We start from the raw sequence: 22,847 nt of genomic DNA, 5'->3' as shown, positions 1-22,847 counted from the left end.
GACGCCGCCCGCCCGAACGGTCTCCCGCGGGGCGTGACCGTGCGGACGCTCCCGGAGGCCGTCCGCACGGGCGCCCCCCGGGTCAGCCGTCGGCGTCGCCCCGTTCCGCCATGAGGCCCAGCAGGTGTTCCGCCTCCGCGCGCCGGGTGCGGACGGTCTCGTCCTCCCCGGGCGCGTCCTCGTACGCGGCCAGTACGGCACGCGCGCGTGCCGCCGCGGCGGCGGGCCGGTCCAGGTCGGCCTCCAGCCAGGCCGCGGCGAGCTCCGCCTGGACGCGGTCGTCCAGCGCGCCCGGGCCGAGGGGAGTGAACGCGGCGATCGCGCGGTCCAGCAGGGACACCGCCTCCCCGGCCGCCTCGCCGTCCCCGCCCGCCGACCGGACCAGCAGCTCCGCGAACTGGCGGAGCGTGTCGCCCAGCTCGGCGGCGAGCCGCGCGCGGGTCTCGTCGTCCCCGGCCGCCTCCCGCGCCGCCTCGCACTCCCCGACCGCCTCCGCCATCAGCGCGCGTGCCGCGTCCCGCCCGTCCTCCGCGCGCAGCGCGAGCCACGCGCGGGCGCGCAGCGAGCGGATCAGCCCGGACGCGTCGCCGATCGTGCGCCACAGGTCGCTCGCGCGCGCGTACGCCTGTGCCGCCTCGTCGGGAAGGTCCGCCCGCTCCAGGCTGGACGCGGCCATGTGGGCCAGCACGGCGTGGTCCCGCTGCTCGGGCCAGTGCCGGGCGATCTCCGCCGCCCGCAGCCGCCGCTCGGCGGCCGCCCGGTGCTCCCCCAGCTCCCCGAGGCAGTCCCCGAGCCACCACAGCGTCTGGACGACCGCCCCGTCGCCGTGCGTCTCGGCGGTGATGTCCGGCAGCGCGGACTCCAGCACCTCCGCCGCCTCCGCCCACCGCCCCTGCCCCAGCAGATACCCGCCGAGCCGATGCCGCGCCCACGCGCCCAGCGTGGGGCCCTCGCCCGCCTCGTCGGCCCAGTGCGCCGCCTCCAGGGCCTGTTCGGCGGCCTCCCGCACGCGGCCGTTCCCCTCGGCGAGTTCCCCGAGCTGGAGGTGCAGCTGTGCCCGTCCGGCCGGCTCCAGATACGGTCCGCCGTGCTCCAGGGCCGCCCGCAGTGCCCGCTCCGCCCCGGCCGCGTCGCCGAGGTGGTGGGCGAGCTGGGCCAGCCGGACCTCGTACTCCACCGCGAACCACGGCAGCCCCGCCCCGTTGAACTCCTCGGCGGCCCGGGCGAACAGCTCCGCCGCCCGCTCGACGTCGTCGTGACCCGCCAGCTCCCCGGACATGGCGTACGCCTCGGCGGCCCGCGCGGCGAGCCGCACGTCCTCGCCGGTGTGCTCCTCGACGAGCGCCAGCACCGCGCGCACGGCGGTCCCGGCGTCGGCGAGGACGGCCTCCCCGGGCGTCCCCTCGGCCGCGTGCACCCGCCGCATCAGGATCCGCGCCCGCGCCATCAGCACCGACGCCGTCTGCCGTATCCCCGTGCCGCCGTCCGCGTACAGCGCGAGGACCTGCTCGTACGGTCCGGTGACCGCCGCGAGCGCCTCGTCGAGCTCGCCGGCCAGCGCCCGGACGAACGCCCCGCGCGCGCGTGCCGCCAGGGCCTCCCCGGGGTCGCCCGCCTCCGCGTACAGCTCGGCCGCCCGCTCGAAGAGGTCCGCGCCCGCGGGCCCGAGGTCCATCGCCTCGTGGTCGGCGATCTCCGCGCGGTCGCGTGCCGCGAGCTCGAAGCCCTCCGCGGCCGCCGCCCGCGCCACCGCCGCCCACGCCTCGACGGCGTTCGGCCGGAGCGCGTCCGACAGCCGCCGCGCCTCGGCGAGCAGCCCGGGCACCCCCGGCTCACCGGCCGCCGTACCCGCCGCCCGCGGCGGCTCGTCGGCCCGCACCACCGGCCGCCGCGCCGGGACCGCGCCCGACGCCCGCACGCCCAGCGGCAGCCGCTCCACCAGCGGACGCCGCGCCATGCGCGCGCGCACCCGCTCGCCGACGTGCGGGGTGCCGTTGCGCTCGTCGAAGCGTGCCGCCAGGGCGAGCGCCTCCGCCCGCGCGTGCGCGCCGAGCTCCGCCGCGGTCCAGGTCCGCCCGGCCGGACCCGGCACCGGCTGCCCGCCCATCCCGAGTTCGGCCAGCCGGTCCATGAGCAGGGTCACCACGCTCAGGTAGTCCAGCTTGCTGCGCGGATGCCCCTCGTCCGTGAAGTACGCCGGACGTTCCGCGAGGAGTTCGAGGCCGCGCGCCTCGTTGCCGGTCAGCGCGCAGAACTCCACGTGGTCCGCGTACGCGCCCCGCATGCTCTCCATCGACCGGACGAGCCGGAACCCGCGCAGGTGGTGTGCGCGGGCCTCGTCCACCCGGCCGAGGCGCAGCAGCGGCACGAGGGAGGCCGCGAGCACCGTGTGCGGCTCATGGGCGCAGGTGAACTCGCCCTCCAGCACCGGCCGCCACAGCTCCAGCGCCTCCTCGTCCCGGCCGCGCTCCGCCTGCCACCCGCCCTGCCCCTGCAGCTCGCAGGCGTGGCAGTCGGCCATGGAGTCCCGGTCGGCGGCCAGCCACGCGGCGTACGCCCGCTCCGCCCGCGCCGTGTCGCCGATGTGGGAGGCGACGTGGAACTCGGCGCTGCGCACGGCCCGTTCCGAATGCCCGGCGAGCCGGTAGCGGTGCTCCATCTCGCCGAGCCACTTCTCGATCGAGGCGAGCGGGATGTGCGGCTGGTGGAGCATGCCGGCCGACATCCACTTGAACACCCAGTGCAGCGAGTGCGTCTCGTACTCGTCGAAGTCCTCGGGCCGCTCGTCCCACATGCGCAGCAGCCGCGCGAACGGGACGAACATCTTCGCCTTCTCGGAGCTGTAGTTGTAGACCTTCAGCTGGTGCCCGAGCGCCTCGATCACGGCGAGCGGGATGTCCAGCTTCTCGGCCTCCGCGAGCAGTTGCTCCGCGCGGGCGTTGCGGGCCGGGCCCTCCGGCTGCTCGGAGTTCTCCGCCATCGCCTGGCGCAAGGAGTCGAAGTCCGTGATCCCGCTCATCGGTGACCGCCCCCCTGGGAGTCGTCGTCGGCGTGCGTGGCCCACTCCAGGAGGCCCATGAACGCCCGGTTCAGCAGCGCCGAGTCGGCCGGCCGCAGCGGCCGCTGCGCCATGAGCAGCGCCTGCCCGTACAGGGACTCCGCGGCGGTGCCGATCAGCTCGGGCTCGCCCAGCGCACTGATCCGCCGCACCAGCGGATTGAGGTGGTTGAGCACCAGACGCGCGCGCGGGGCACTGCCGCGCAGCGAGCCGAGGATGCCGGCCCACAGGTCGTCGGCCCGCTCCTCGGCCTCGGCCCGGGCCTGCTCGTGCCGGGCCTCCCGGTCGTCCAGGTGCAGCGCGGGCACCGACAGCGGGTGGAAGGAACGCAGCACGACGTCACAGCCCAGCGGGTCCAGCCTGGCCCGCGCGGCGGCCAGGAAGCCGGACAGGGCCAGCTCCTGTGCCGGGTCGACCGCGTCCAGGTGCGCGGTCACCGTGTCCGCGTCCAGCTCGGCCACCGCCGTGCCCGGCCGCACCGAGGGCAGCGCCTCGACCAGCTCGCTGTCGTAGGTGTAACCGCCGTTGACCACGCCGATGCCCTGTGCGGACGCGATCGGCGCGACCTGCCGGTACTCCTCGACCGTCCGCGTGAAGTGCACCACCGGGTGCCGCTGCGCGAACTCCTCCAGGGACAGCCGCCCGTCGGTGGTCTCGAACGGCAGCCACGGCAGCATGGTGCGCAGCATCTCCCGGTCGTGCCGGGCCAGCGACTTCACACCCAGGTGGTGCACGGACAGGAACGCGGCCAGCCGCTCCGGATCACCGGCGGCCAGCGCCGTCAGCCAGCCGCGGATCCGCTCGCCCAGCGCCTCCCGCACCCCGGCCAGCGTCTCGTCCTCGTACAGCGACTCGCGGGACGCGGTGGGACGCAGGCTGTCGGTGTCCAGGACGCAGCGCACGAAGAACGCCCAGTCGGGCAGCAGCTGCTCCGCCCGCTCGGTCAGCAGCATCCCCTTCAGATGCACCCGGTGGCCCGCGCGCCCGGCCGGACTGACCGCCGACGGCAGCACGTACGCCACCCCGCGGATCCCGGCCAGCGGCACGTCCAGGTCGATCGTGTCCAGCGGTGTGAAGCCGAACAGCTCGTGGCAGTGCCGGGCGAGCGCCACCCGGCGCGCCGCCGGGCCCGGGTACGACCGGTCCCACGGCGCCGGCAGATCGGTGACCGCCTCCTCGCCCACCCGCACGTCGTACGGCAGCAGGGAGCCGAAGTCCCGGGCCAGGGAGAGCACCCGGTCCTCGGCCAGCCACTCGGCCGCCCCCGCCCGCGCCACCAGGTGCACGGTGGTGCCCGGTTCGGGCCGCGCCTCGTCCGGCAGCGTCCGCACGGTGTACGAACCGTCGTCCCGGGCCGTCCACTCCACGGGCGGCGCACCGGGCGTACGGGCGCTGCGGCTGACGACGCGGATCCGCTCGGCGACCACGAAACAGGCGAGCAGGCCGATGCCGAACTGCCCGAGGAAGTCCGAACGGGCCTCCTGCAGCCCCTCCGCGCGCTTCGAACTGCGCCCGATGGTCGCGAGCAGGCTGTGCACGTCCGCCTCGGTGAGCCCCACGCCGGTGTCGTCCACCCGCAGGGAGCCCGCGTCCACGGACAGCCGCACCCGGGCCGGGGCGTCCGGATCCCCGGCACGCCGGGCGGTGATCGCGTCCACGGCGTTCTGCAGCAGCTCGCGCAGATAGACCTTGGGACTGGAGTAGAGGTGGTGGGAGAGCAGGTCGACCAGACCGCGCAGGTCGACCTGGAAGGTGTGAGGTGCCTGGGACGTCGGGGACGGTTGAGGTGCCTGGGAGGCGTCGGACGCCTCTGAGCTGGAAGAGGTCTGGGAGTCCATCATCACGGCGCCGGTGGGGGGACTCGCGACGGCGCGGGGTCGGGCGGTCCCGGTGGGACGGTGACCGCGAAGGGAGCCGGAGCGCGCCATCCTAGAGCCGGGTTCACCGTCTGACCAGGGGTTTTCTCAGACTTGACCGAAGCGGCAGCCCCGCGGCCCACCCATTGTCGGTGCCGTGGTGTGCAATGGATCCCGTGCCCGCACTGGAAGAACCACTGAAGAAGGTGCTCGGCCCCGCCACCGCGAAGGTGATGGCCGAGCACCTCGGCCTGCACACGGTCGGCGACCTCCTCCACCACTATCCGCGCCGGTACGAGGAGCGCGGCCAGCTCACCCACCTCGCCGACCTCCCCATGGACGAGCACGTCACGGTGGTCGCCCAGGTCGCCGACGCCCGGCTGCACACCTTCGCCTCCGCCAAGGCCCCGCGCGGCAAGGGCCAGCGACTGGAGGTGACCATCACGGACGGCAGCGGCCGGCTGCAACTGGTCTTCTTCGGCGCCGGTGTCCACAAACCGCACAAGGAACTGCTGCCGGGCACCCGCGCGCTGTTCGCCGGCAAGGTCTCCGTCTTCAACCGCCGTCTCCAACTCGCCCACCCCGCCTACGAACTGCTGCGCGGCGACACCGAGGAGACGGTCGAGACCTGGGCCGGCGCCCTCATCCCGATCTACCCGGCCACGGCCAAGCTGGAGTCCTGGAAGATCGGCAAGGCGCTCCAGACGGTCCTGCCCAGCGCCCAGGAGGCCGTCGACCCGCTCCCGGAGTCCCTGCGCGACGGCCGCGCGCTGGTCCCGCTCCCCGAGGCCCTGCTGAAGATCCACCGCCCGCACACCAAGGCCGACATCGAGGACGCCCGCGCCCGCCTCAAGTGGGACGAGGCCTTCGTCCTCCAGGTCGCCCTGGCCCGCCGCCGCCACGCCGACGCGCAGCTCCCGGCCGTCGCCCGCCGGCCGAAGCCGGACGGCCTCCTCACCGCCTTCGACGACCGCCTCCCCTTCACCCTCACCGAGGGCCAGCAGAAGGTCTCCCGGGAGATCTTCGACGACCTCGCCACCGAACACCCCATGCACCGGCTGCTCCAGGGCGAGGTCGGCTCCGGCAAGACCATGGTCGCCCTGCGCGCCATGCTCGCCGTCGTCGACGCGGGCGGGCAGGCCGCGATGCTCGCGCCCACCGAGGTGCTCGCCCAGCAGCACCACCGGTCGGTCACCGAGATGATGGGCGAGCTGGCCGAGGGCGGGATGCTCGGGGGAGCGGACGGCGCCACCAAGGTGGTGCTGCTCACCGGATCCATGGGAGCGGCGGCCCGCCGCCACGCCCTGCTCGACCTGGCCACCGGCGAGGCCGGCATCGTCATCGGCACGCACGCGCTGATCGAGGACAAGGTGCGGTTCCACGACCTGGGCCTGGTCGTGGTCGACGAACAGCACCGCTTCGGCGTGGAGCAGCGCGACGCCCTGCGCGGCAAGGGCAAACAGCCCCCGCACCTGCTGGTCATGACCGCCACGCCCATTCCGCGCACGGTCGCCATGACCGTCTTCGGCGACCTGGAGACCTCCGTCCTCGACCAGTTGCCGGCCGGGCGCTCCCCGATCGCCAGCCATGTCGTCCCGGCCGCCGACAAGCCGCACTTCCTCGCCCGCGCCTGGGAGCGGGTCCGCGAGGAGGTGGCCAACGGCCACCAGGCGTACGTGGTCTCCCCGCGCATCGGCGACGAGGAGGACGCCCCCAAGGGCACGGCGAAGAAGAAGTCCCCCGAGGACGAGGCCGAGAAGCGGCCCCCGCTCGCCGTCCTCGACATCGCCGATCAGCTCGCGAAGGGGCCGCTGAAGGGGCTGCGGGTGGAGGTCCTGCACGGGCGCATGCAGCCCGACGACAAGGACGCCGTGATGCGCCGCTTCGCCGCCGGCGAGGCCGACGTCCTGGTCGCCACGACCGTCATCGAGGTCGGGGTCAACGTGCCCAACGCCACCGCGATGGTGATCATGGACGCCGACCGCTTCGGCGTCTCCCAGCTGCACCAGCTGCGCGGCCGCGTCGGGCGCGGCTCGGCGCCCGGCCTGTGCCTGCTGGTCACCGAGATGCCCGAGGCGAGCGCCGCCCGGCAGCGGCTCAACGCCGTCGCGTCCACCCTCGACGGCTTCGAGCTCTCCCGGATCGACCTGGAGCAGCGCCGCGAGGGCGACGTGCTGGGCCAGGCCCAGTCCGGCACCCGCTCCAGCCTGCGCATGCTCGCCGTCATCGACGACGAGGAGATCATCGCCGAGGCCCGCGAGGAGGCCATGAGGATCGTCGCCGCCGACCCGGACCTGACCCGGCTGCCCGCCCTGCGCACGGCGCTGGACGCGCTGCTGGACGAGGAGCGGGAGCAGTACCTGGAGAAGGGCTGACAGACTGGTGGGACCACCCACCGACCCCCCGACCGCCCCCTGACCGACCACCCCCCCCGATCGAGCACACACCGACAAGGACGAGGACATGACTCGCGTGATCGCCGGCGCGGCCGGCGGACGCCGCCTGGCCGTACCGCCGGGACAGGGGACCCGCCCCACCTCCGACCGCGCGCGCGAGGGCCTCCTGTCCACCTGGCAGTCCCTGCTCGGCGGCCCCCTCGACGGCGAACGCGTCCTCGACCTGTACGCCGGTTCCGGCGCCGTCGGCCTGGAGGCCCTGTCCCGGGGCGCCGGACACGTCCTGCTGGTCGAGGCCGACGCCCGCGCCGCCCGCACGGTCCGCGAGAACGTGACGTCGCTCGGGCTCCCCGGCGCCGAGGTCAGATCCGGCAAAGCGGAACAGATCATCCGCACGGCGCCCCCGCGGCAGCCGTACGACATCGTCTTCCTCGACCCGCCCTACGCCGTCCCGGACGGGGATCTCCGGGAGATCCTGCTCACACTCCGCTCGGAAGGCTGGCTCACACCGGAAGCCCTCGTCACCGTGGAGCGCAGTACCAGAGGCGGAGAATTCGGCTGGCCGCCCGGATTCGAGGGGATTCGGGCCCGCCGCTACGGCGAGGGAACGTTTTGGTACGGTCGCGCCGCCTCTACGTGCGAAGACGCACGATGACCGGACCGGAGAGCGAGGGATCACTAGTGCGCCGCGCCGTATGTCCCGGGTCGTTCGACCCGATCACCAACGGACACCTCGACATCATCGCCCGGGCCTCCCGGCTGTACGACGAGGTCTACGTCGCGGTGATGATCAACCAGTCGAAGAAGGGCCTGTTCGAGATCGAGGAGCGGATCGACCTGATCCGCCGGGTCACCGCCGAGTACGGCAACGTCCGCGTGGAGGCCTTCCACGGCCTGCTCGTCGACTTCTGCAAGCAGCGCGACATCCCCGCCATCGTCAAGGGCCTGCGCGCGGTCAGCGACTTCGACTACGAACTGCAGATGGCCCAGATGAACAACGGCCTCTCGGGCGTGGAGACCCTCTTCGTCCCCACCAACCCCACCTACAGCTTCCTTTCCTCCTCACTCGTCAAGGAGGTGGCGGCCTGGGGCGGCGACGTCTCCCACCTGGTGCCGCCGGAGGTCCTGACCGCCCTCACCGAACGCCTGCGCAAGGACTGACGCCGCACGGCCGTCCGGTGTCCAGCGGACGCCCCGGGGCCGTACAGTCGTCCCGTCCGTCTCCAACACAGCTGTAGAGAGTGGCGAGCACACGGTGGACGTGCAGAAGAAGCTCGACGAGATCGTCGCCGCGGTCTCCAGTGCCCGGTCGATGCCCATGTCGGCCTCGTGCGTGGTCAACCGCGCCGAACTGCTCGCGAAGCTCGACGAGGTGCGCGCGGCGCTGCCCGACTCCCTCGCCCAGGCGCAGGAGTTGATCGGCGGCCGGGAGCAGATGGTCGAGCAGGCCCGCCAGGAGGCCGAGCGGATCATCGAGAGCGCGCACGCCCAGCGCGGCACCCTGATCTCGGACACGGAGATCGCCCGCCGCTCCCAGTCCGAGGCCGACCGCATCCTCGCCGAGGCCCGCAAGGAGGCCGAGGAGATCCGCGCGGAGGCCGACGACTACGTGGACTCCAAGCTCGCCAACTTCGAGGTCGTCCTCACCAAGACCCTCGGCTCGGTCGGCCGCGGCCGCGAGAAGCTGCTCGGCACCGGCCCCGGCCTCGACGAACAGGGCTACGCGGACGAGGACGCCCCCGAGCGCAGCCACGACCCCGAGACCCTGCGCCGCAGCGCCGACGAGTACGTCGACGTCAAGCTCGGCGCCTTCGAGGCGGTCCTCGCCAAGACCCTGGAGGCGGTCGGCCGCGGCCGCCAGAAGCTGCACGGCCGGATCGCCTCCGACGACCTCGGCGCCCTCGCCGACGACCTCACGACCCTCCAGCACTCCAGCGACGCCGACTACCTCGCCGACCTCGCCACGGTCACGGAGCAGGCCGCCCCGGCCAAGCAGCCCGAACCGCCCCGGCCGCAGCAGCCGCCGTACGCCCAGCCCGAGCCCGCCTACGGCTACCAGCAGCAGGACGCCTACGCCGGCTACCAGCAGCAGTACGGGGACGGGCAGGACCCCTACGGCTACCAGCAGGCCGACCCGTACGCCGCCTACCAGGGCTACGACGCCCAGCAGCAGGCGTACGATCCCGGCCAGGCGCAGCAGCCCCCACAGGCCCACCAGGCCCAGCAGGGCTACGCCCTGGACGAGACCAGCCTCTTCGACACCAGCATGATCACGCCCGAACAGCTGCGGGCGTACGAGCGCGAGCGGGGCCTGTAGGGGCGGATTGGGCCGAGAGCGAAAGGTCCAGTATCCTGGCTCTTCGGTCGCGCGTATGTCCGCGATCACAGCTGCCCGAACATCGGACGGCAGCGAACCCCCTGAGCTCGAAGACCGAAAGCAGGAATGGCTCTGAACGCCCGCCTCGACCACCGCAACCCCCTCGTGTTCGACACGCACGAGCTGGGGCGGCGGCCCGGTGCGCTGCAGCGCCTGACCCGCACGGTCGACGCTCCCCAGGACCTCGGCATCAAGGAGGTCGTCGGAGTGCCGGAAGGCGCCCCGGTGGAGCTCGACCTCCGGCTCGAGTCGGTCATGGAAGGTGTGCTCGTCACAGGCACCGCCCGTGCGGAGGCCGAGGGGGAGTGCGTAAGGTGTCTGGAGCCGCTGGAGCTGGAGCTCGAAGCGGACTTCCAGGAGATGTTCTCGTACCCTGACGCCGACGACCGGGGCCGCGTGACCGCGGAACCGGGCGACGACGCCGAGGACGACGAGGACAGGCTCTTTCTCGAGGACGGCATGTTCGACCTCGAGCCTGTGCTGCGTGATGCGGTGGTGCTCGCACTGCCGATGCAGCCGGTGTGCCAGGAAGACTGCCCGGGTCTGTGTGCCGAGTGCGGCGCACGGCTCGCGGACGACCCGGACCACCACCATGACGCCGTCGACATCCGTTGGGCGGCATTGCAGGGACTCGCCGGCACCATGAAGGACGGCGAGAAGGACGAGATGAGCGGCGCCGAACCTGGCGTCGACGAGAAGCAGGAGAAGTAGCCGTGGCTGTTCCGAAGCGGAAGATGTCGCGCAGCAACACGCGCCACCGCCGGTCGCAGTGGAAGGCTGCGGTCCCCACCCTGGTTGCGTGCGAGCGCTGCCACGAGCCCAAGCTGCAGCACATCGCGTGCCCGTCGTGCGGCACCTACAACAAGCGCCAGGTCCTCGAGGTCTGAGCGGCTGGTGAGAGGCACTGTGTCCACGCCGAAGAAAAACTCTGCGGACAACCAGGCCTCGTCCCACACGCTTCTGGAAGGGCGGCTCGGCTACCAGGTCGAGTCCGCCCTTCTGGTGCGCGCGCTGACCCACCGTTCCTACGCGTACGAGAACGGCGGTCTGCCGACGAACGAGCGGCTGGAGTTCCTCGGGGACTCCGTGCTCGGCCTCGTCGTCACGGACACGCTGTACCGCACCCACCCCGACCTGCCCGAGGGCCAGCTGGCCAAGCTGCGGGCCGCGGTGGTCAACTCGCGTGCGCTGGCGGAAGTGGGCCGCGGGCTGGAACTGGGCTCCTTCATCCGGCTCGGCCGGGGTGAAGAGGGCACGGGAGGCCGGGACAAGGCATCCATCCTCGCCGACACCCTCGAAGCGGTGATCGGCGCCGTCTACCTCGACCAGGGGCTGGACTCGGCGGCGGAGCTGGTGCACCGCCTGTTCGACCCGCTGATCGAGAAGTCATCGAACCTGGGCGCCGGCCTGGACTGGAAGACCAGTCTCCAGGAGCTCACCGCGACCGAGGGGCTCGGCGTGCCCGAGTACCTGGTCACGGAGACCGGCCCCGACCACGAGAAGACCTTCACTGCTGCCGCCCGCGTCGGAGGCGTCTCGTACGGCACCGGCACCGGCCGCAGCAAGAAGGAGGCGGAGCAGCAGGCCGCCGAGTCCGCCTGGCGCTCCATCAAGGCCGCGGCGGACGAGCGGGCCAAGGCGGCCGCGGAGGCCGAAGAGGTCGTCCAGGCCGCCGAAGCCGAAGCCTCCGGAAGGAGCGCCGACGCCCCGTCGGCCTCCGCCTGACCAAGAGCGAGATCCGAGCGCCCGCCCCGCCCGGGGCGGGCGCTCGGCGCTGCACCACCGGCCGTTGGAAGGGGATCATGCCCGAGCTGCCCGAGGTCGAGGTCGTACGGCGCGGTCTCGAACGGTGGGTCGCCCACCGGACGGTCGCCGAGGCCGAGGTGCTGCACCCGCGCGCGGTGCGCCGGCACCTCGCCGGAGCCGAGGACTTCGCGCTGCGCCTCACGGGCCACCGCGTCGGCGTGCCGTGCCGCCGCGGCAAGTACCTCTGGCTGCCGCTGGAGGACACCGGCCAGTCGGTGCTGGCCCACCTCGGCATGAGCGGCCAGCTGCTGGTGCAGCCGCACACCGCGCCGGACGAGAAGCACCTGCGCGTCCGCGTCCGCTTCACCGACGGCCTCGGCACCGAGCTGCGCTTCGTCGACCAGCGCACCTTCGGCGGACTGTCGCTGCACGACACCACCCCCGACGGCCTGCCCGACGTCATCGCGCACATCGCCCGGGACCCCCTCGACCCGCTCTTCGACGACGAGGCCTTCCACCGCGCGCTGCGCGGCAAGCGCACCACCATCAAGCGCGCCCTGCTGGACCAGTCACTGATCAGCGGCGTCGGCAACATCTACGCCGACGAGGCGCTGTGGCGGGCCCGCATCCACTACGAGCGCCCGACGGCGGGTTTCACCCGCCCGCGCACCCTCCTCCTGCTGGGCCACGTCCGGGACGTCATGAACGCCGCCCTCGCGGTGGGCGGCACCAGCTTCGACAGCCTGTACGTGAACGTCAACGGCGAGTCCGGCTACTTCGACCGGTCCCTGGACGCCTACGGCCGCGAGGGACTGCCCTGCCGCCGCTGCGGCACGCCGATGCGCCGGCGGGCGTGGATGAACCGCTCCAGCTACTTCTGCCCGAGGTGTCAGCGGGCGCCGCGCGTCTCGTCGTAGCGCTCGCGCGCCCGGAGCACGGTCTCCATGCTGCCCTCGACGCAGTGGATGAGGGAGAGCAGCCGCTCGGCGACCTCGCGGCCGAGCGCGGTCAGTTCGTAGTCCACGCGGGGCGGGTTGGTCGGCTGGGCCTCACGGTGCACCAGGCCGTCGCGCTCCAGCGCGTGCAGAGTCTGGGACAGCATCTTCTCGCTCACGCCGTCGACCCGTCGGCGCAGCTCGTTGAACCGGAGCGAGCCCTCGTACAGCGCGCCCAGCGTGAGCGCGCCCCAGCGTCCCGTCACGTGCTCCAGCGTGCCGCGCGAGGGGCACGCCTTGGCGAACACGTTGAAGGGGAGCTCCTGCTCCTCCGGGGCCGGCCGCGTGGTCGTCATGGCTCAAGCCTACGTCAGAGCAGCGCTAACCAACAGGTTGCACTAACCAGGGGTTAGCGCTTCGCGGTCGGTCCGCGGTACCCGTGCCGCGTACCCCTAGGTCGTGTCCGCAAAGTGCCTCGGTCGTTGTTCTGTTTGTGGTGCGTCGTCATGAGCTGACTGATGAGTCGTGGGCGGTGATCGAGCCGTTGCTGGCTCCGCCGCGGATGGGTCGTCCGGTGCGGGATCGCCGGCAGGTGGTCAACGGGATCCTGTGGAAACTGTCCACCGGGGCTGCCTGGCGGGACCTGCCCGAGCGGTATGGCCCGTGGAAGACGGTCTATGAACGTTTCCGCCGCTGGTCTGCAGACGGCACCTGGGACCGCCTTCTGGCCCACGTCCAGCAGCACTCGGACGCGGTCGGTGCGGTCGACTGGACCGTTGTCTGCGTGGACTCCACGACCGTGCGGGCCCATCAGCACGCTGCGGGAGCCCGAAAAGGGGGCAGGACTGGCCGGGCGAGGCACTCGGCCGGTCCCGTGGCGGGCTGACCACGAAGATCCACCTTGCCTGCGACGGTGAAGGCCGCCCCCTGGCCTTCACCCTCACCGCCGGCAACGTCAACGACTGCACCCAGTTCGAGCAGGTCATGGCCCGCATCCGCATCCAGCGGTGCGGACCCGGCAGACCGAGAACCAGGCCCGAGCGGGTCGCGGCGGACAAGGGCTACTCGTCCATGAAGATCCGCACCTACCTGCGACGTCGCGGCATCAAGGCGGCGATTCCCGAGCGGATCGACCAGATCAACGGCCGCATCCGCAGGGGCGAAAGCCTCTGCCGACTCGACCGGGCGGCCTACCGGCGACGCAACGTCGTCGAGCGCTGCTTCAACAAGCTCAAGCACAACAAAGCCCTGGCCACCCGCTACGACAAACGCGCCCGCCACTACCAGGCCCTGGTCACCCTGGCCTGCCTCAGACTCTGGCTGCCCTGACTTTGCGGACACGACCTAGTAGCCGAAGTTCTGGGTCCACCACGGGCCGCCCGGCCCCATGTGGACGCCCACGCCCAGCGTCTTGAAGTCGCAGTTCAGTATGTTCGCCTTGTGGCCGGGGCTGTCCATCCAGGCCTGCATGACGGCCTCGGCGTCGCCCTGGCCGCGGGCTATGTTCTCGCCGCCCAGATTGCCTATGCCGGCCGCCTTGGCCCTGTCCCACGGGGTGTCGCCGTCCGGGTCGGTGTGGTCGAAGAACCCCCGCGCGGCCATGTCGTCGCTGAACGCCGTGGCCAGATCGGTCAGCGCGCTGTTCGCGGCGACCGGACTGCAGCCCACCTTGGCCCGCTCCTCGTTCACCAGCCTGAGCACCTCGGCACCGGCGGCGGACTCCGCCGGCACGGTCACCGGGCTGCTCGTCTCCTTCTCCGGCTCCGGCGAGGCCTTGCGGGACGGCGTCTCCTGCGCCATCTCGCTCGGGGGAGCCGCGGGCTTCTTCTCCGGCTCCTTCTCCTTCTCCGCGGTCTTCGTCGGCTCGGCCGACGCGGACGTCGACGCGGACGCCTCGGGCGAGGTGGAGCGCTCGGAGCCGCGGGCCTCCGGGGTGCCGCTCTCGCGGCCCTCGGTCTCCGCGCTGCCGGACGTGCCGCCCTGCTCGCTGGGCAGGTTGGTCGGCGTGCCACCGGCCTGCACGGTGTCGCCCGGGGCGCTGTCGCCGCCGAGCTTGTAGTTGTCCAGGCCGGGCACCGCGCCCGTGGCCACCGCGACCGTGCCCAGGGCCACCGCGGCGGAGACCCCCAACAGGCCCGTGCGGACCGGCGCGGCCTTCTTCTTCCTGCGCCGGTGGCCGCCGGCGCCCCGGCCGTCCTCGCCGGGTGCCACACCGCCGTCACCGGCGAAGGAGGGGGCGGACCGGTCCCGGCCGCCCGTGGAGAAGTCACCGCCCGGGAAACCGCCCCGGGTGAAGTCCTGCTCGGCGGGGTACCCGGCGCCGCCGTCCGTCCCGTAGAGGTACGCCTCGCTCCTCGCGTACGTCTCGGCGTAGGCCTCGGGGTTCAGGTACGGGGCCGTGCCCATCGTGGGTGGGCCGTCCGTCCGGTCGTTCAGCGGGCCGGGGCCGCCGTCGTGGTGAGTGGCCCCGGTGGCGCGGCTCGTGGCGGCGCGGCCGGCGGCGGAGCGTCGGTGGCGTCCCATGTCCTGGCCTTCCTCGTCCTGTGCGGTCGACTCGTCCTCGCGACCGATCAAAACTCGATGATCACGAAACTCACACGAACGAGTGAGTTTCATTGAGATTCATGGGTCGGGACGGTACCGCATGGGGCCAGGGGGCGGAGTGCCTCGCGGGACATTGTCCGGTTAGGTTGCAGCCATGAGCGAGGAAGTGCGACTGGTCGCCTGGGTCCGAGGACACGTCCAGGGTGTGGGTTTCCGCTGGTTCACGCGGGCCAAGGCGCTGGAGATCGGCGGCCTGAGTGGTTTTGCTCTCAATCTGGGCGACGGCCGGGTCCAGGTGGTCGCCGAGGGCTCCCGCGAACGCTGCGAAGGACTGCTCGGCTGGCTCCAGGCCGGCGACACGCCCGGGCGCGTGGACGGAGTCACCGAGATCTGGGACACACCGCGCGGCGGCTACGACGGCTTCGCCGTCCGCTGATTCCGCGCTCCACGGCGCGCCCCCGGCCCCCGCGGGCGCCGCGCGACCGGGCCGCCGCGGCGAAAACGTCCAGGTGATTGCCGACAGCCGCTTGCCGTGGGCGGCTCCAGCCGCCAAGATGATCGCCACGCCCCGAGGACCCGTGAGTATCGCGGCGCCGCCGTTCCACGGCCGTGCGCGCCCGGTTGTCCGCCGATACGGGGCGTGATCGTGTTGACCCTCAAACTTTTTGGTGAGACGCTGAAAGCCCCGCGCACCTTAGCTGTTTGGCATGGCTGAACGGCAGCACAACTCCAGGCCTGCCAAGCATCGCGGGTGCTCATCCCTCACGACCCACACCGCATCGGTCGGTCACTCATTGTGGAGGACCATCCATCATGGCAAAGGCGCTTCTCGGTTACGTCGGCGGCTCCGACCCGCGACTCCTCGCCGAGATGCGACGGCTCCAGCAGCGTGTGCAGGACCTGGAATCCGAGCTCGTGCGGATCCAGGCGGAGAACGACGCGCTGGCGGCTGCCGCTTCTCACGACAGGATCATGGAGAGCGTTGACGCACACCAGGCGGAGCCTGCGCTCACCTGATCACTGCACCGCTCCACACACAGCACAGCAGTGGTCGGGCCGCCCGACACAACCGCCCAGCTGTCAGAAGTGCAAGGGACGCCACGGCGTCCCTTCTTTCTTTGCGCGCCTTCCCCTCCGGGTCCTCCGCCCCCCGCGCCCCGCGCACGGCGGTCCCTGTCCCGCGCATCGTTTCACCTTCTTCAACGTCTGATGTGCCCTGCGCGTTCACCCGCGAAACCGTGCGTTCATGGAGTGGGACTTTCCCGGCGGGTAGAGTCCGGCGGCGTGCACCTCAAGGCCCTGACCCTCCGCGGCTTCAAGTCGTTCGCCTCGGCGACCACGCTCCGGTTCGAACCGGGCATCACGTGCGTGGTGGGCCCCAACGGCTCGGGCAAGTCCAACGTCGTGGACGCCCTCAGCTGGGTCATGGGCGAACAGGGCGCCAAGTCGCTGCGCGGCGGCAAGATGGAGGACGTCATCTTCGCCGGCACCACCGGCAGGCCGCCGCTGGGCCGCGCCGAGGTGTCGCTGACCATCGACAACTCCGACGGCGCCCTCCCCATCGAGTACGCCGAGGTCACCATCACGCGGATCATGTTCCGCAACGGCGGCAGCGAATACCAGATCAACGGTGACACCTGCCGCCTCCTGGACATCCAGGAACTGCTCTCCGACTCCGGCATCGGCCGCGAGATGCACGTCATCGTCGGCCAGGGCCAGCTCGACTCCGTCCTGCACGCCGACCCCATGGGCCGCCGCGCCTTCATCGAGGAGGCGGCCGGCGTCCTCAAGCACCGCAAGCGCAAGGAGAAGGCGCTGCGCAAGCTGGACGCGATGCAGGCCAACCTCGCCCGCGTGCAGGACCTCACCGACGAGCTGCGGCGGCAGCTCAAGCCCCTGGGCCGGCAGGCCGCGGTCGCCCGCCGGGCCGCCGTCATCCAGGCCGACCTGCGCGACGCCCGGCTGCGCCTGCTCGCCGACGACCTCGTCCGGCTGCGCGAGGCGCTGCGGGCCGAGATCGCCGACGAGGCCGCCCTCAAGGAACGCAAGGAGGCGGCCGAGACCGAGCTGAGGAAGGCCCTCCAGCGGGAGGCCCTGCTGGAGGACGAGGTCCGCCGGCTCACCCCGCGGCTGCGGAACGCCCAGCAGACCTGGTACGAGCTGTCCCAGCTCGCCGAGCGGGTGCGCGGCACCATCTCCCTGGCCGACGCGCGCGTGAAGAGCGCGACCTCCGCGCCCCCCGAGGAGCGGCGCGGCCGGGACCCGGAGGACATGGAGCGCGAGGCCGCCCGCGTCCGCGAGCAGGAGGCCGAGCTGGAGGCCGCCCTGGAGGCGGCCGAACGCGCCCTGGAGGACACGGTCGCCCACCGCGCCGAGCTGGAACGCGAACTCGCCCAGGAGGAACGGCGCCTGAAGGACGTCGCGCGGGCCATCGCCGACCGGAGGGAGGGACTGGCCCGGCTCAAGGGACAGGTCGGCGCGGCCCGTTCGCGCGCCGCCGCCGCGCAGGCCGAGATCGAGCGCCTGGCCGCCGCCCGCGACGAGGCCCGCGAACGGGCCGCCGCCGCCCAGGAGGAGTACGAGACCCTCCAGGCCGAGGTCGACGGCCTGGACGCCGGGGACGCCGAACTCGCCGAGCGGCACGAGACGGCCAGACAGCGGCTGGCCGAGGCCGAGACCGCCCTCACCGCCGCCCGCGAGGCGGCCACCGCCGCCGAACGCGCCCGCGCCGCCACCCGGGCCCGCCACGACGCCCTGGCCCTGGGCCTGCGCCGCAAGGACGGCACCGGCGCCCTGCTCGCCGCACGGGACCGGCTCTCCGGGCTCCTCGGCCCCGCCGCCGAACTCCTCACCGTCACCCCCGGCCACGAGACCGCCCTGGCCGCCGCCTTCGGCGCCGCCGCCGACGCCCTCGCCGTCACCACCCCCTCCGCCGCCGCCGACGCCATCCGCCTCCTGCGCAAACAGGACGCCGGCCGGGCGGCGCTGCTGCTCACCGGCGTCCCCGACGACGCGGACCGCCCCGAGCACACCGACGGGCCGCCCCACGCCGCCGACCTGGTGCGGGGACCCGCCGAGCTGATGCCCGCCGTACGCCGGCTGCTGCGGGGGATCGTCGTCGTCGCCACCCTCGAGGAGGCCGAGGAGGTGGTGTACGCGCGGCCCGAGTGGACGGCCGTGACCGCCGAGGGCGATCTGCTGGGCGCGCACTTCGCGCACGGCGGGTCCGCCGGGGCCCCGAGCCTGCTGGAAGTGCGGGCGTCCGTGGACGAGGCCGCCGCCGAGCTGGACGAGCTGGCCGTGCGGTGCGCGGAGCTGGCCGAGGCGCAGGAGGCGGCGGCCGAACGCCGCCGGGAGTGCCAGACGCTCGTCGAGGAGCTGGGGGAGCGGCGCCGGGCCGCCGACCGGGAGAAGTCCTCCGTCGCCCAGCAGCTCGGCCGGCTCGCCGGGCAGGCGCGCGGCGCCGCCGGGGAGGCCGAACGGGCCGGTGCCGCGGCCACCCGGGCGCAGGAGGCCCTCGACACGGCACTCGGCGAGGTCGAGGAACTCGCCGAACGGCTCGCCGTCGCGGAGGAGATGCCGTTCGAGGAGGAACCCGACACCTCCGTGCGCGACCGGCTGGCCGCCGACGGGGCCAACGCCCGCCAGACCGAGATGGAGGCCCGCCTCCAGCTCCGTACGCACGAGGAGCGGGTCAAGGGGCTCGCCGGGCGCGCCGACTCCCTGGACCGGGCGGCCCGCGCCGAGCGCGAGGCACGCGCGCGGGCCGAGCAGCGACGGGCCCGGCTGCGGCACGAGGCGGCCGTCGCCGGCGCCGTCGCCTCCGGTGCCCGGCAGCTGCTCGCGCACGTCGAGGTCTCCCTGGCCCGCGCCGACGAGGAGCGCACCGCCGCCGAGGCCGCCAAGGCCCGCCGCGAGCAGGACCTCGCCCGCGCCCGCACCGAGGGGCGCGATCTCAAGGCGGACCTCGACAAGTTGACGGATTCGGTTCACCGCGGCGAGGTACTCGGCGCCGAGAAGCGGCTGCGGATGGAGCAGCTGGAGACCAGGGCGCTGGAGGAGCTGGGTGTCGAACCGGCCGGGCTGGTGTCGGAGTACGGCCCGCACCAGCTCGTGCCGCCCTCGCCCCCCGCCGAGGGCGAACAGCTCCCGGAGGACCCGGAGCACCCGCGCAACAGGCCCCGCCCCTTCGTGCGGGCCGAGCAGGAGAAGCGACTGAAGGCCGCCGAGCGCGCCTACCAGCAGCTCGGCAAGGTGAACCCGCTCGCCCTGGAGGAGTTCGCGGCGCTGGAAGAACGGCACCAGTTCCTCAGCGAGCAGCTGGAGGACCTGAAGAAGACCCGCGCGGACCTGCTCCAGGTCGTCAAGGAGGTCGACGAACGCGTCGAGCAGGTCTTCACCGAGGCCTTCCGGGACACCGCCCGCGAGTTCGAGGGCGTCTTCTCCCGGCTGTTCCCCGGCGGTGAGGGGCGCCTGGTGCTGACCGACCCCGACCACATGCTCACCACGGGCGTGGACGTCGAGGCGCGTCCGCCGGGCAAGAAGGTCAAGCGGCTGTCGCTGCTCTCCGGCGGCGAGCGGTCGCTGACCGCCGTGGCGATGCTCGTGTCGATCTTCAAGGCGCGGCCCAGCCCGTTCTACGTCATGGACGAGGTCGAGGCCGCCCTCGACGACACCAACCTCCAGCGGCTGATCCGGATCATGCAGGAGCTGCAGGAGGCCTCACAGCTGATCGTGATCACGCACCAGAAGCGCACCATGGAGGTCGCCGACGCGTTGTACGGCGTCTCCATGCAGGGCGACGGCGTGTCCAAGGTCATCAGCCAGCGTCTGCGCTAGAGCGACACAAACCCTTCAAGTTCTGAACATCCTTCAGGTGTGGTGCGTCTCGTAACTCACAATGCATCGCCTATTGACTTCAAAAGTTGAAGGCATAGTCTCTGAAACGTTGCTTTCACCTTCAGGTACCTTCAGCTGGACCTCGAAGGGCTGACCCCCCATCCGGCGATGTTGCCGGTGGCCCGAGGAGTACACGTGACCAGCACCGCGCAGGCACAGACATCAGGAGCCAGGACGGCTCATCCCGAACATCTCGGGCACGTCATCTTCATCGCGGCGGCGGCCGCGATGGGCGGTTTCCTCTTCGGCTACGACAGTTCCGTGATCAACGGTGCGGTCGAGGCCGTGCGGGACCGCTACGACATCGGTTCGGCCGCGCTCGCGCAGGTCATCGCCGTCGCGCTGATCGGCTGTGCCGTGGGCGCCGCGACCGCCGGCCGGATAGCCGACCGCATCGGCCGCATCCGGTGCATGCAGATCGCCGCGGTCCTGTTCACCGTCAGCGCCGTCGGCTCCGCGCTGCCGTTCTCGCTGTGGGACCTCGCCTTCTGGCGGGTCGTCGGCGGCTTCGCCATCGGCATGGCCTCCGTGATCGGCCCGGCCTACATCGCCGAGGTCGCCCCGCCCGCCTACCGGGGCCGGCTCGGCTCCTTCCAGCAGGCCGCGATCGTGGTCGGCATCGCCGTGTCGCAGCTGGTCAACTGGGGCATCCTGAACGCCGCCGACGGCGACCAGCGCGGTGAGCTGCTGGGCCTTGAGGCCTGGCAGCTGATGCTCGGCGTCATGGTCGTCCCGGCCGTCCTCTACGGCCTGCTCTCCTTCGCCATCCCCGAGTCCCCCCGCTACCTGATCTCGGTCGGCAAGCACGAGCGCGCCCGGCAGATCCTCGAAGAGGTCGAGGGCAAGGACATCGACCTCGACGCCCGCGTCACCGAGATCGAGTCGGCGATGCACCGCGAGGAGAAGTCGTCCTTCAAGGACCTGCTCGGCGGCAGCTTCTTCTTCAAGCCGATCGTCTGGATCGGTATCGGCCTGTCGGTGTTCCAGCAGTTCGTCGGCATCAACGTCGCGTTCTACTACTCGGCGACGCTGTGGCAGTCGGTGGGCGTCGACCCGGCGGACTCGTTCTTCTACTCCTTCACCACGTCGATCATCAACATCGTCGGCACCGTCATCGCGATGATCTTCGTCGACCGCATCGGCCGCCGCCCCCTGGCGATCATCGGCTCGGTCGGCATGGTGATCGGCCTCGCACTGGAGGCCTGGGCCTTCTCCTCCGACCTCGTCGACGGACAGCTGCCCGCCACCCAGGGCTGGGTCGCCCTGATCGCCGCCCACGTCTTCGTGCTCTTCTTCGCCCTGTCGTGGGGTGTGGTCGTCTGGGTCATGCTCGGCGAGATGTTCCCCAACCGGATCCGCGCCGCCGCCCTGGGTGTCGCCGCCGCCGCGCAGTGGATCGCCAACTGGGCCATCACCGCGAGCTTCCCCTCGCTGGCCGACTGGAACCTGTCGGTCACCTACGTGATCTACACGGTCTGCGCCGCGCTCTCCATCCCCTTCGTCCTGAAGTTCGTGAAGGAGACGAAGGGCAAGGCCCTGGAGGAGATGGGCTGACCGTCCGCCCTCCCCGGACCCGGGGAGAAGGGCGAAGTCCCCGCTGCCCCTCTCCCCGTACACGCCGCCGCCCCGGCCCGAGCACCGCTCGCGCCGGGGCGGCGGCGTGCGTGCCGCGGGCGCGGGCGGGGCGGGTCCGGTGCGCGCCGCGCCGCGCGGGCGGCCCGTGCGGGTCGGCGTCGGGTCGGCCGGGGGCCCATGGCCGATACTGGACGCGTTATGGACATCGTCATCCTTGCTGTAGTCATCGCCGTGGTCGTGCTCGGCGCGCTCGGCGGGCTCATCGTCGGCAGCCGGCGCAAGAAGCCGCTGCCCCCGCCGCCCCCCGCCGCGCCCGACATCACCGCCCCTCCGGCCGAGCCGCACGTCGGCGACGAGGCCGAGACGCCGCGGGAGGAACCGCGGCGCACCATAGAGGAGGTTGATCTTCCGACGGGCGCCGGTCCCGTCGTCATCGAGGAGCCGCCCGCCGCGGAGGCTCCCGCGATCGAGATCCCGGAGCCCACCGCGGGCCGGCTGGTCCGGCTGCGCGCCCGGCTCTCCCGTTCGCAGAACGCCCTGGGCAAGGGCCTGCTCACCCTGCTGTCCCGCGAGCACCTCGACGAGGACACCTGGGAGGAGATCGAGGACACCCTGCTCACCGCCGACGTCGGCGTGCTGCCCACCCAGGAGCTGGTCGAGCGGCTGCGCGAGCGCGTGAAGGTGCTCGGCACCCGCACCCCCGAGGAACTGCGCGGACTGCTCCGCGAGGAACTCGTCACGCTGGTCGGCCCCACGATGGACCGCACCGTGCACACCGAGAACGCGGCCGGCGGCCCCGGCGTCGTGATGGTCGTCGGCGTCAACGGCACCGGCAAGACCACCACCACCGGCAAGCTCGCCCGCGTGCTGGTCGCCGACGGCAACACCGTCGTCCTCGGCGCCGCCGACACCTTCCGTGCCGCCGCCGCCGACCAGCTGCAGACCTGGGGCGAGCGGGTCGGCGCCCACATCGTGCGCGGCCCCGAGGGCGGTGACCCGGCCTCCGTCGCGTTCGACGCGGTCAAGGAGGGCAAGGAGATGGCCGCCGACGCCGTGCTCATCGACACCGCCGGCCGGCTGCACACCAAGACCGGTCTCATGGACGAGCTCGGCAAGGTCAAGCGGGTCGTGGAGAAGCAGGCCCCGCTGGACGAGGTGCTGCTGGTGCTCGACGCCACCACCGGTCAGAACGGTCTCGTGCAGGCACGGGTCTTCGCCGAGGTCGTCGACATCACCGGCATCGTGCTCACCAAGCTGGACGGCACCGCCAAGGGCGGCATCGTGATCGCCGTGCAGCGCGAGCTGGGCGTGCCGGTCAAGCTGATCGGGCTGGGCGAGGGCGCGGACGACCTGGCGCCCTTCGAGCCGGAGGCGTTCGTGGACGCCCTCATCGGGGAGTGACGTCGCACCCAGGAGGATCCGGCAGACGCGAGGAAGCGCCCGCCCCCGAACCGCTCGGGG

18 protein-coding genes are annotated in these 22,847 nt (G+C 72.6%); 14 read left to right on the top strand and 4 right to left on the bottom strand.

Going from position 1 to position 22,847, the window contains the following annotated elements:
* Positions 1-82: 82 nt before the first annotated feature.
* Positions 83-3,019, bottom strand: a complete 2,937-nt coding sequence (locus FHX78_RS09635) for a tetratricopeptide repeat protein (protein WP_145867038.1) — start codon at positions 3,017-3,019, stop codon at positions 83-85.
* Complete coding sequence (locus FHX78_RS09630) at positions 3,016-4,896, bottom strand: HSP90 family protein (RefSeq protein WP_145871814.1); 1,881 nt, start codon at positions 4,894-4,896, stop codon at positions 3,016-3,018. Before FHX78_RS09630 ends, FHX78_RS09635 begins: the two co-directional genes overlap by 4 nt.
* Positions 4,897-5,081: 185 nt before the next feature.
* Between FHX78_RS09630 and recG the strand changes: the two genes are divergently transcribed.
* The 8 genes from recG to mutM all read left to right on the top strand — a co-directional run bounded on the left by recG (position 5,082) and on the right by mutM (position 12,350).
* Positions 5,082-7,289, top strand: coding sequence for an ATP-dependent DNA helicase RecG (recG, locus tag FHX78_RS09625; RefSeq protein WP_145867037.1), 2,208 nt, complete (start codon positions 5,082-5,084; stop codon positions 7,287-7,289).
* A gap of 88 nt (positions 7,290-7,377) precedes the next feature.
* Positions 7,378-7,965 carry a 16S rRNA (guanine(966)-N(2))-methyltransferase RsmD gene (gene rsmD, locus FHX78_RS09620; RefSeq protein ID WP_145867036.1) on the top strand — a complete coding sequence of 196 codons (588 nt, stop codon included), beginning with the start codon at positions 7,378-7,380 and terminating at the stop codon, positions 7,963-7,965.
* A 26-nt stretch (positions 7,966-7,991) separates the two neighbouring features.
* Positions 7,992-8,471 (top strand): pantetheine-phosphate adenylyltransferase, encoded by a 480-nt coding sequence (coaD, locus tag FHX78_RS09615; protein ID WP_145871812.1) that lies wholly within the window; start codon positions 7,992-7,994, stop codon positions 8,469-8,471.
* A gap of 94 nt (positions 8,472-8,565) precedes the next feature.
* Positions 8,566-9,627 carry a DivIVA domain-containing protein gene (locus FHX78_RS09610; RefSeq protein WP_145867035.1) on the top strand — a complete coding sequence of 354 codons (1,062 nt, stop codon included), beginning with the start codon at positions 8,566-8,568 and terminating at the stop codon, positions 9,625-9,627.
* A gap of 126 nt (positions 9,628-9,753) precedes the next feature.
* Entirely contained in the window at positions 9,754-10,398 is a 645-nt protein-coding gene (locus FHX78_RS09605; protein ID WP_145867034.1) for a YceD family protein, read from the top strand.
* 2 nt (positions 10,399-10,400) lie between these two features.
* Positions 10,401-10,574 carry a 50S ribosomal protein L32 gene (gene rpmF / locus FHX78_RS09600; RefSeq protein ID WP_007493396.1) on the top strand — a complete coding sequence of 58 codons (174 nt, stop codon included), beginning with the start codon at positions 10,401-10,403 and terminating at the stop codon, positions 10,572-10,574.
* A gap of 19 nt (positions 10,575-10,593) precedes the next feature.
* A complete protein-coding gene (gene rnc, locus FHX78_RS09595; RefSeq protein WP_145867033.1) occupies positions 10,594-11,412 on the top strand; it encodes a ribonuclease III in 819 nt (272 codons plus the stop codon).
* Between the two features lie 77 nt (positions 11,413-11,489).
* Positions 11,490-12,350: a bifunctional DNA-formamidopyrimidine glycosylase/DNA-(apurinic or apyrimidinic site) lyase gene (gene mutM / locus FHX78_RS09590; protein WP_145867032.1), complete on the top strand. Its 861-nt coding sequence runs from the start codon at positions 11,490-11,492 to the stop codon at positions 12,348-12,350.
* Here mutM and FHX78_RS09585 read toward each other — a convergent pair.
* Entirely contained in the window at positions 12,323-12,724 is a 402-nt protein-coding gene (locus FHX78_RS09585; RefSeq protein ID WP_145867031.1) for a winged helix-turn-helix transcriptional regulator, read from the bottom strand. The two genes, mutM and FHX78_RS09585, sit on opposite strands and share 28 nt — an antisense overlap.
* A gap of 140 nt (positions 12,725-12,864) precedes the next feature.
* On the opposite strand from FHX78_RS09585, the gene FHX78_RS09580 reads away from it, so the two are divergent.
* Positions 12,865-13,697, top strand: a protein-coding gene (locus tag FHX78_RS09580; RefSeq protein WP_225252626.1) for an IS5 family transposase whose coding sequence is annotated in 2 segments (ribosomal slippage) — positions 12,865-13,204 and positions 13,204-13,697 — 834 coding nt in all. Because the reading frame shifts where the segments join, the coding sequence is not laid out codon by codon here.
* Positions 13,698-13,712: 15 nt separating this feature from the next.
* On the opposite strand, the gene FHX78_RS09575 is transcribed toward FHX78_RS09580, so the two are convergent.
* Positions 13,713-14,891, bottom strand: a complete 1,179-nt coding sequence (locus tag FHX78_RS09575) for a CAP domain-containing protein (RefSeq protein ID WP_145867030.1) — start codon at positions 14,889-14,891, stop codon at positions 13,713-13,715.
* A 175-nt stretch (positions 14,892-15,066) separates the two neighbouring features.
* Between FHX78_RS09575 and FHX78_RS09570 the strand changes: the two genes are divergently transcribed.
* The 5 genes from FHX78_RS09570 to ftsY all read left to right on the top strand — a co-directional run bounded on the left by FHX78_RS09570 (position 15,067) and on the right by ftsY (position 22,787).
* Positions 15,067-15,348, top strand: coding sequence for an acylphosphatase (locus FHX78_RS09570; protein ID WP_145867029.1), 282 nt, complete (start codon positions 15,067-15,069; stop codon positions 15,346-15,348).
* Between the two features lie 377 nt (positions 15,349-15,725).
* Positions 15,726-15,929 (top strand): hypothetical protein, encoded by a 204-nt coding sequence (locus FHX78_RS09560; RefSeq protein ID WP_029384211.1) that lies wholly within the window; start codon positions 15,726-15,728, stop codon positions 15,927-15,929.
* A gap of 267 nt (positions 15,930-16,196) precedes the next feature.
* The gene (gene smc, locus FHX78_RS09555; RefSeq protein ID WP_145867027.1) at positions 16,197-19,751 is read left to right on the top strand and encodes a chromosome segregation protein SMC; all 3,555 of its coding nucleotides are present in this window, start codon (positions 16,197-16,199) and stop codon (positions 19,749-19,751) included.
* Between the two features lie 195 nt (positions 19,752-19,946).
* Positions 19,947-21,365: a sugar porter family MFS transporter gene (locus FHX78_RS09550; protein WP_145867026.1), complete on the top strand. Its 1,419-nt coding sequence runs from the start codon at positions 19,947-19,949 to the stop codon at positions 21,363-21,365.
* Positions 21,366-21,584: 219 nt separating this feature from the next.
* Positions 21,585-22,787, top strand: coding sequence for a signal recognition particle-docking protein FtsY (ftsY, locus tag FHX78_RS09545; protein ID WP_145867025.1), 1,203 nt, complete (start codon positions 21,585-21,587; stop codon positions 22,785-22,787).
* Positions 22,788-22,847 lie beyond the last annotated feature (60 nt).

The organism is Streptomyces capillispiralis (assembly GCF_007829875.1).
GTDB lineage: Bacteria > Actinomycetota > Actinomycetes > Streptomycetales > Streptomycetaceae > Streptomyces > Streptomyces capillispiralis.
The sequence above is the reverse complement of the archived record's forward strand: the minus strand, read 5'-3'. Positions and strand labels throughout refer to the sequence as shown.

What these genes read in the sequence shown, in the direction of transcription:
- FHX78_RS09635 (WP_145867038.1), bottom strand. Translation starts at nt 3,019, where the DNA reads ATGAGCGGGATCACGGACTTCGACTCCTTGCGCCAGGCGATGGCGGAG.
- FHX78_RS09630 (WP_145871814.1), bottom strand. Translation starts at nt 4,896, where the DNA reads ATGGACTCCCAGACCTCTTCCAGCTCAGAGGCGTCCGACGCCTCCCAG.
- recG (WP_145867037.1), top strand. Translation starts at nt 5,082, where the DNA reads ATGGATCCCGTGCCCGCACTGGAAGAACCACTGAAGAAGGTGCTCGGC.
- rsmD (WP_145867036.1), top strand. Translation starts at nt 7,378, where the DNA reads ATGACTCGCGTGATCGCCGGCGCGGCCGGCGGACGCCGCCTGGCCGTA.
- FHX78_RS09605 (WP_145867034.1), top strand. Translation starts at nt 9,754, where the DNA reads ATGGCTCTGAACGCCCGCCTCGACCACCGCAACCCCCTCGTGTTCGAC.
- mutM (WP_145867032.1), top strand. Translation starts at nt 11,490, where the DNA reads ATGCCCGAGCTGCCCGAGGTCGAGGTCGTACGGCGCGGTCTCGAACGG.
- FHX78_RS09585 (WP_145867031.1), bottom strand. Translation starts at nt 12,724, where the DNA reads ATGACGACCACGCGGCCGGCCCCGGAGGAGCAGGAGCTCCCCTTCAAC.
- FHX78_RS09575 (WP_145867030.1), bottom strand. Translation starts at nt 14,891, where the DNA reads ATGGGACGCCACCGACGCTCCGCCGCCGGCCGCGCCGCCACGAGCCGC.
- FHX78_RS09570 (WP_145867029.1), top strand. Translation starts at nt 15,067, where the DNA reads ATGAGCGAGGAAGTGCGACTGGTCGCCTGGGTCCGAGGACACGTCCAG.
- FHX78_RS09560 (WP_029384211.1), top strand. Translation starts at nt 15,726, where the DNA reads ATGGCAAAGGCGCTTCTCGGTTACGTCGGCGGCTCCGACCCGCGACTC.
- ftsY (WP_145867025.1), top strand. Translation starts at nt 21,585, where the DNA reads ATGGACATCGTCATCCTTGCTGTAGTCATCGCCGTGGTCGTGCTCGGC.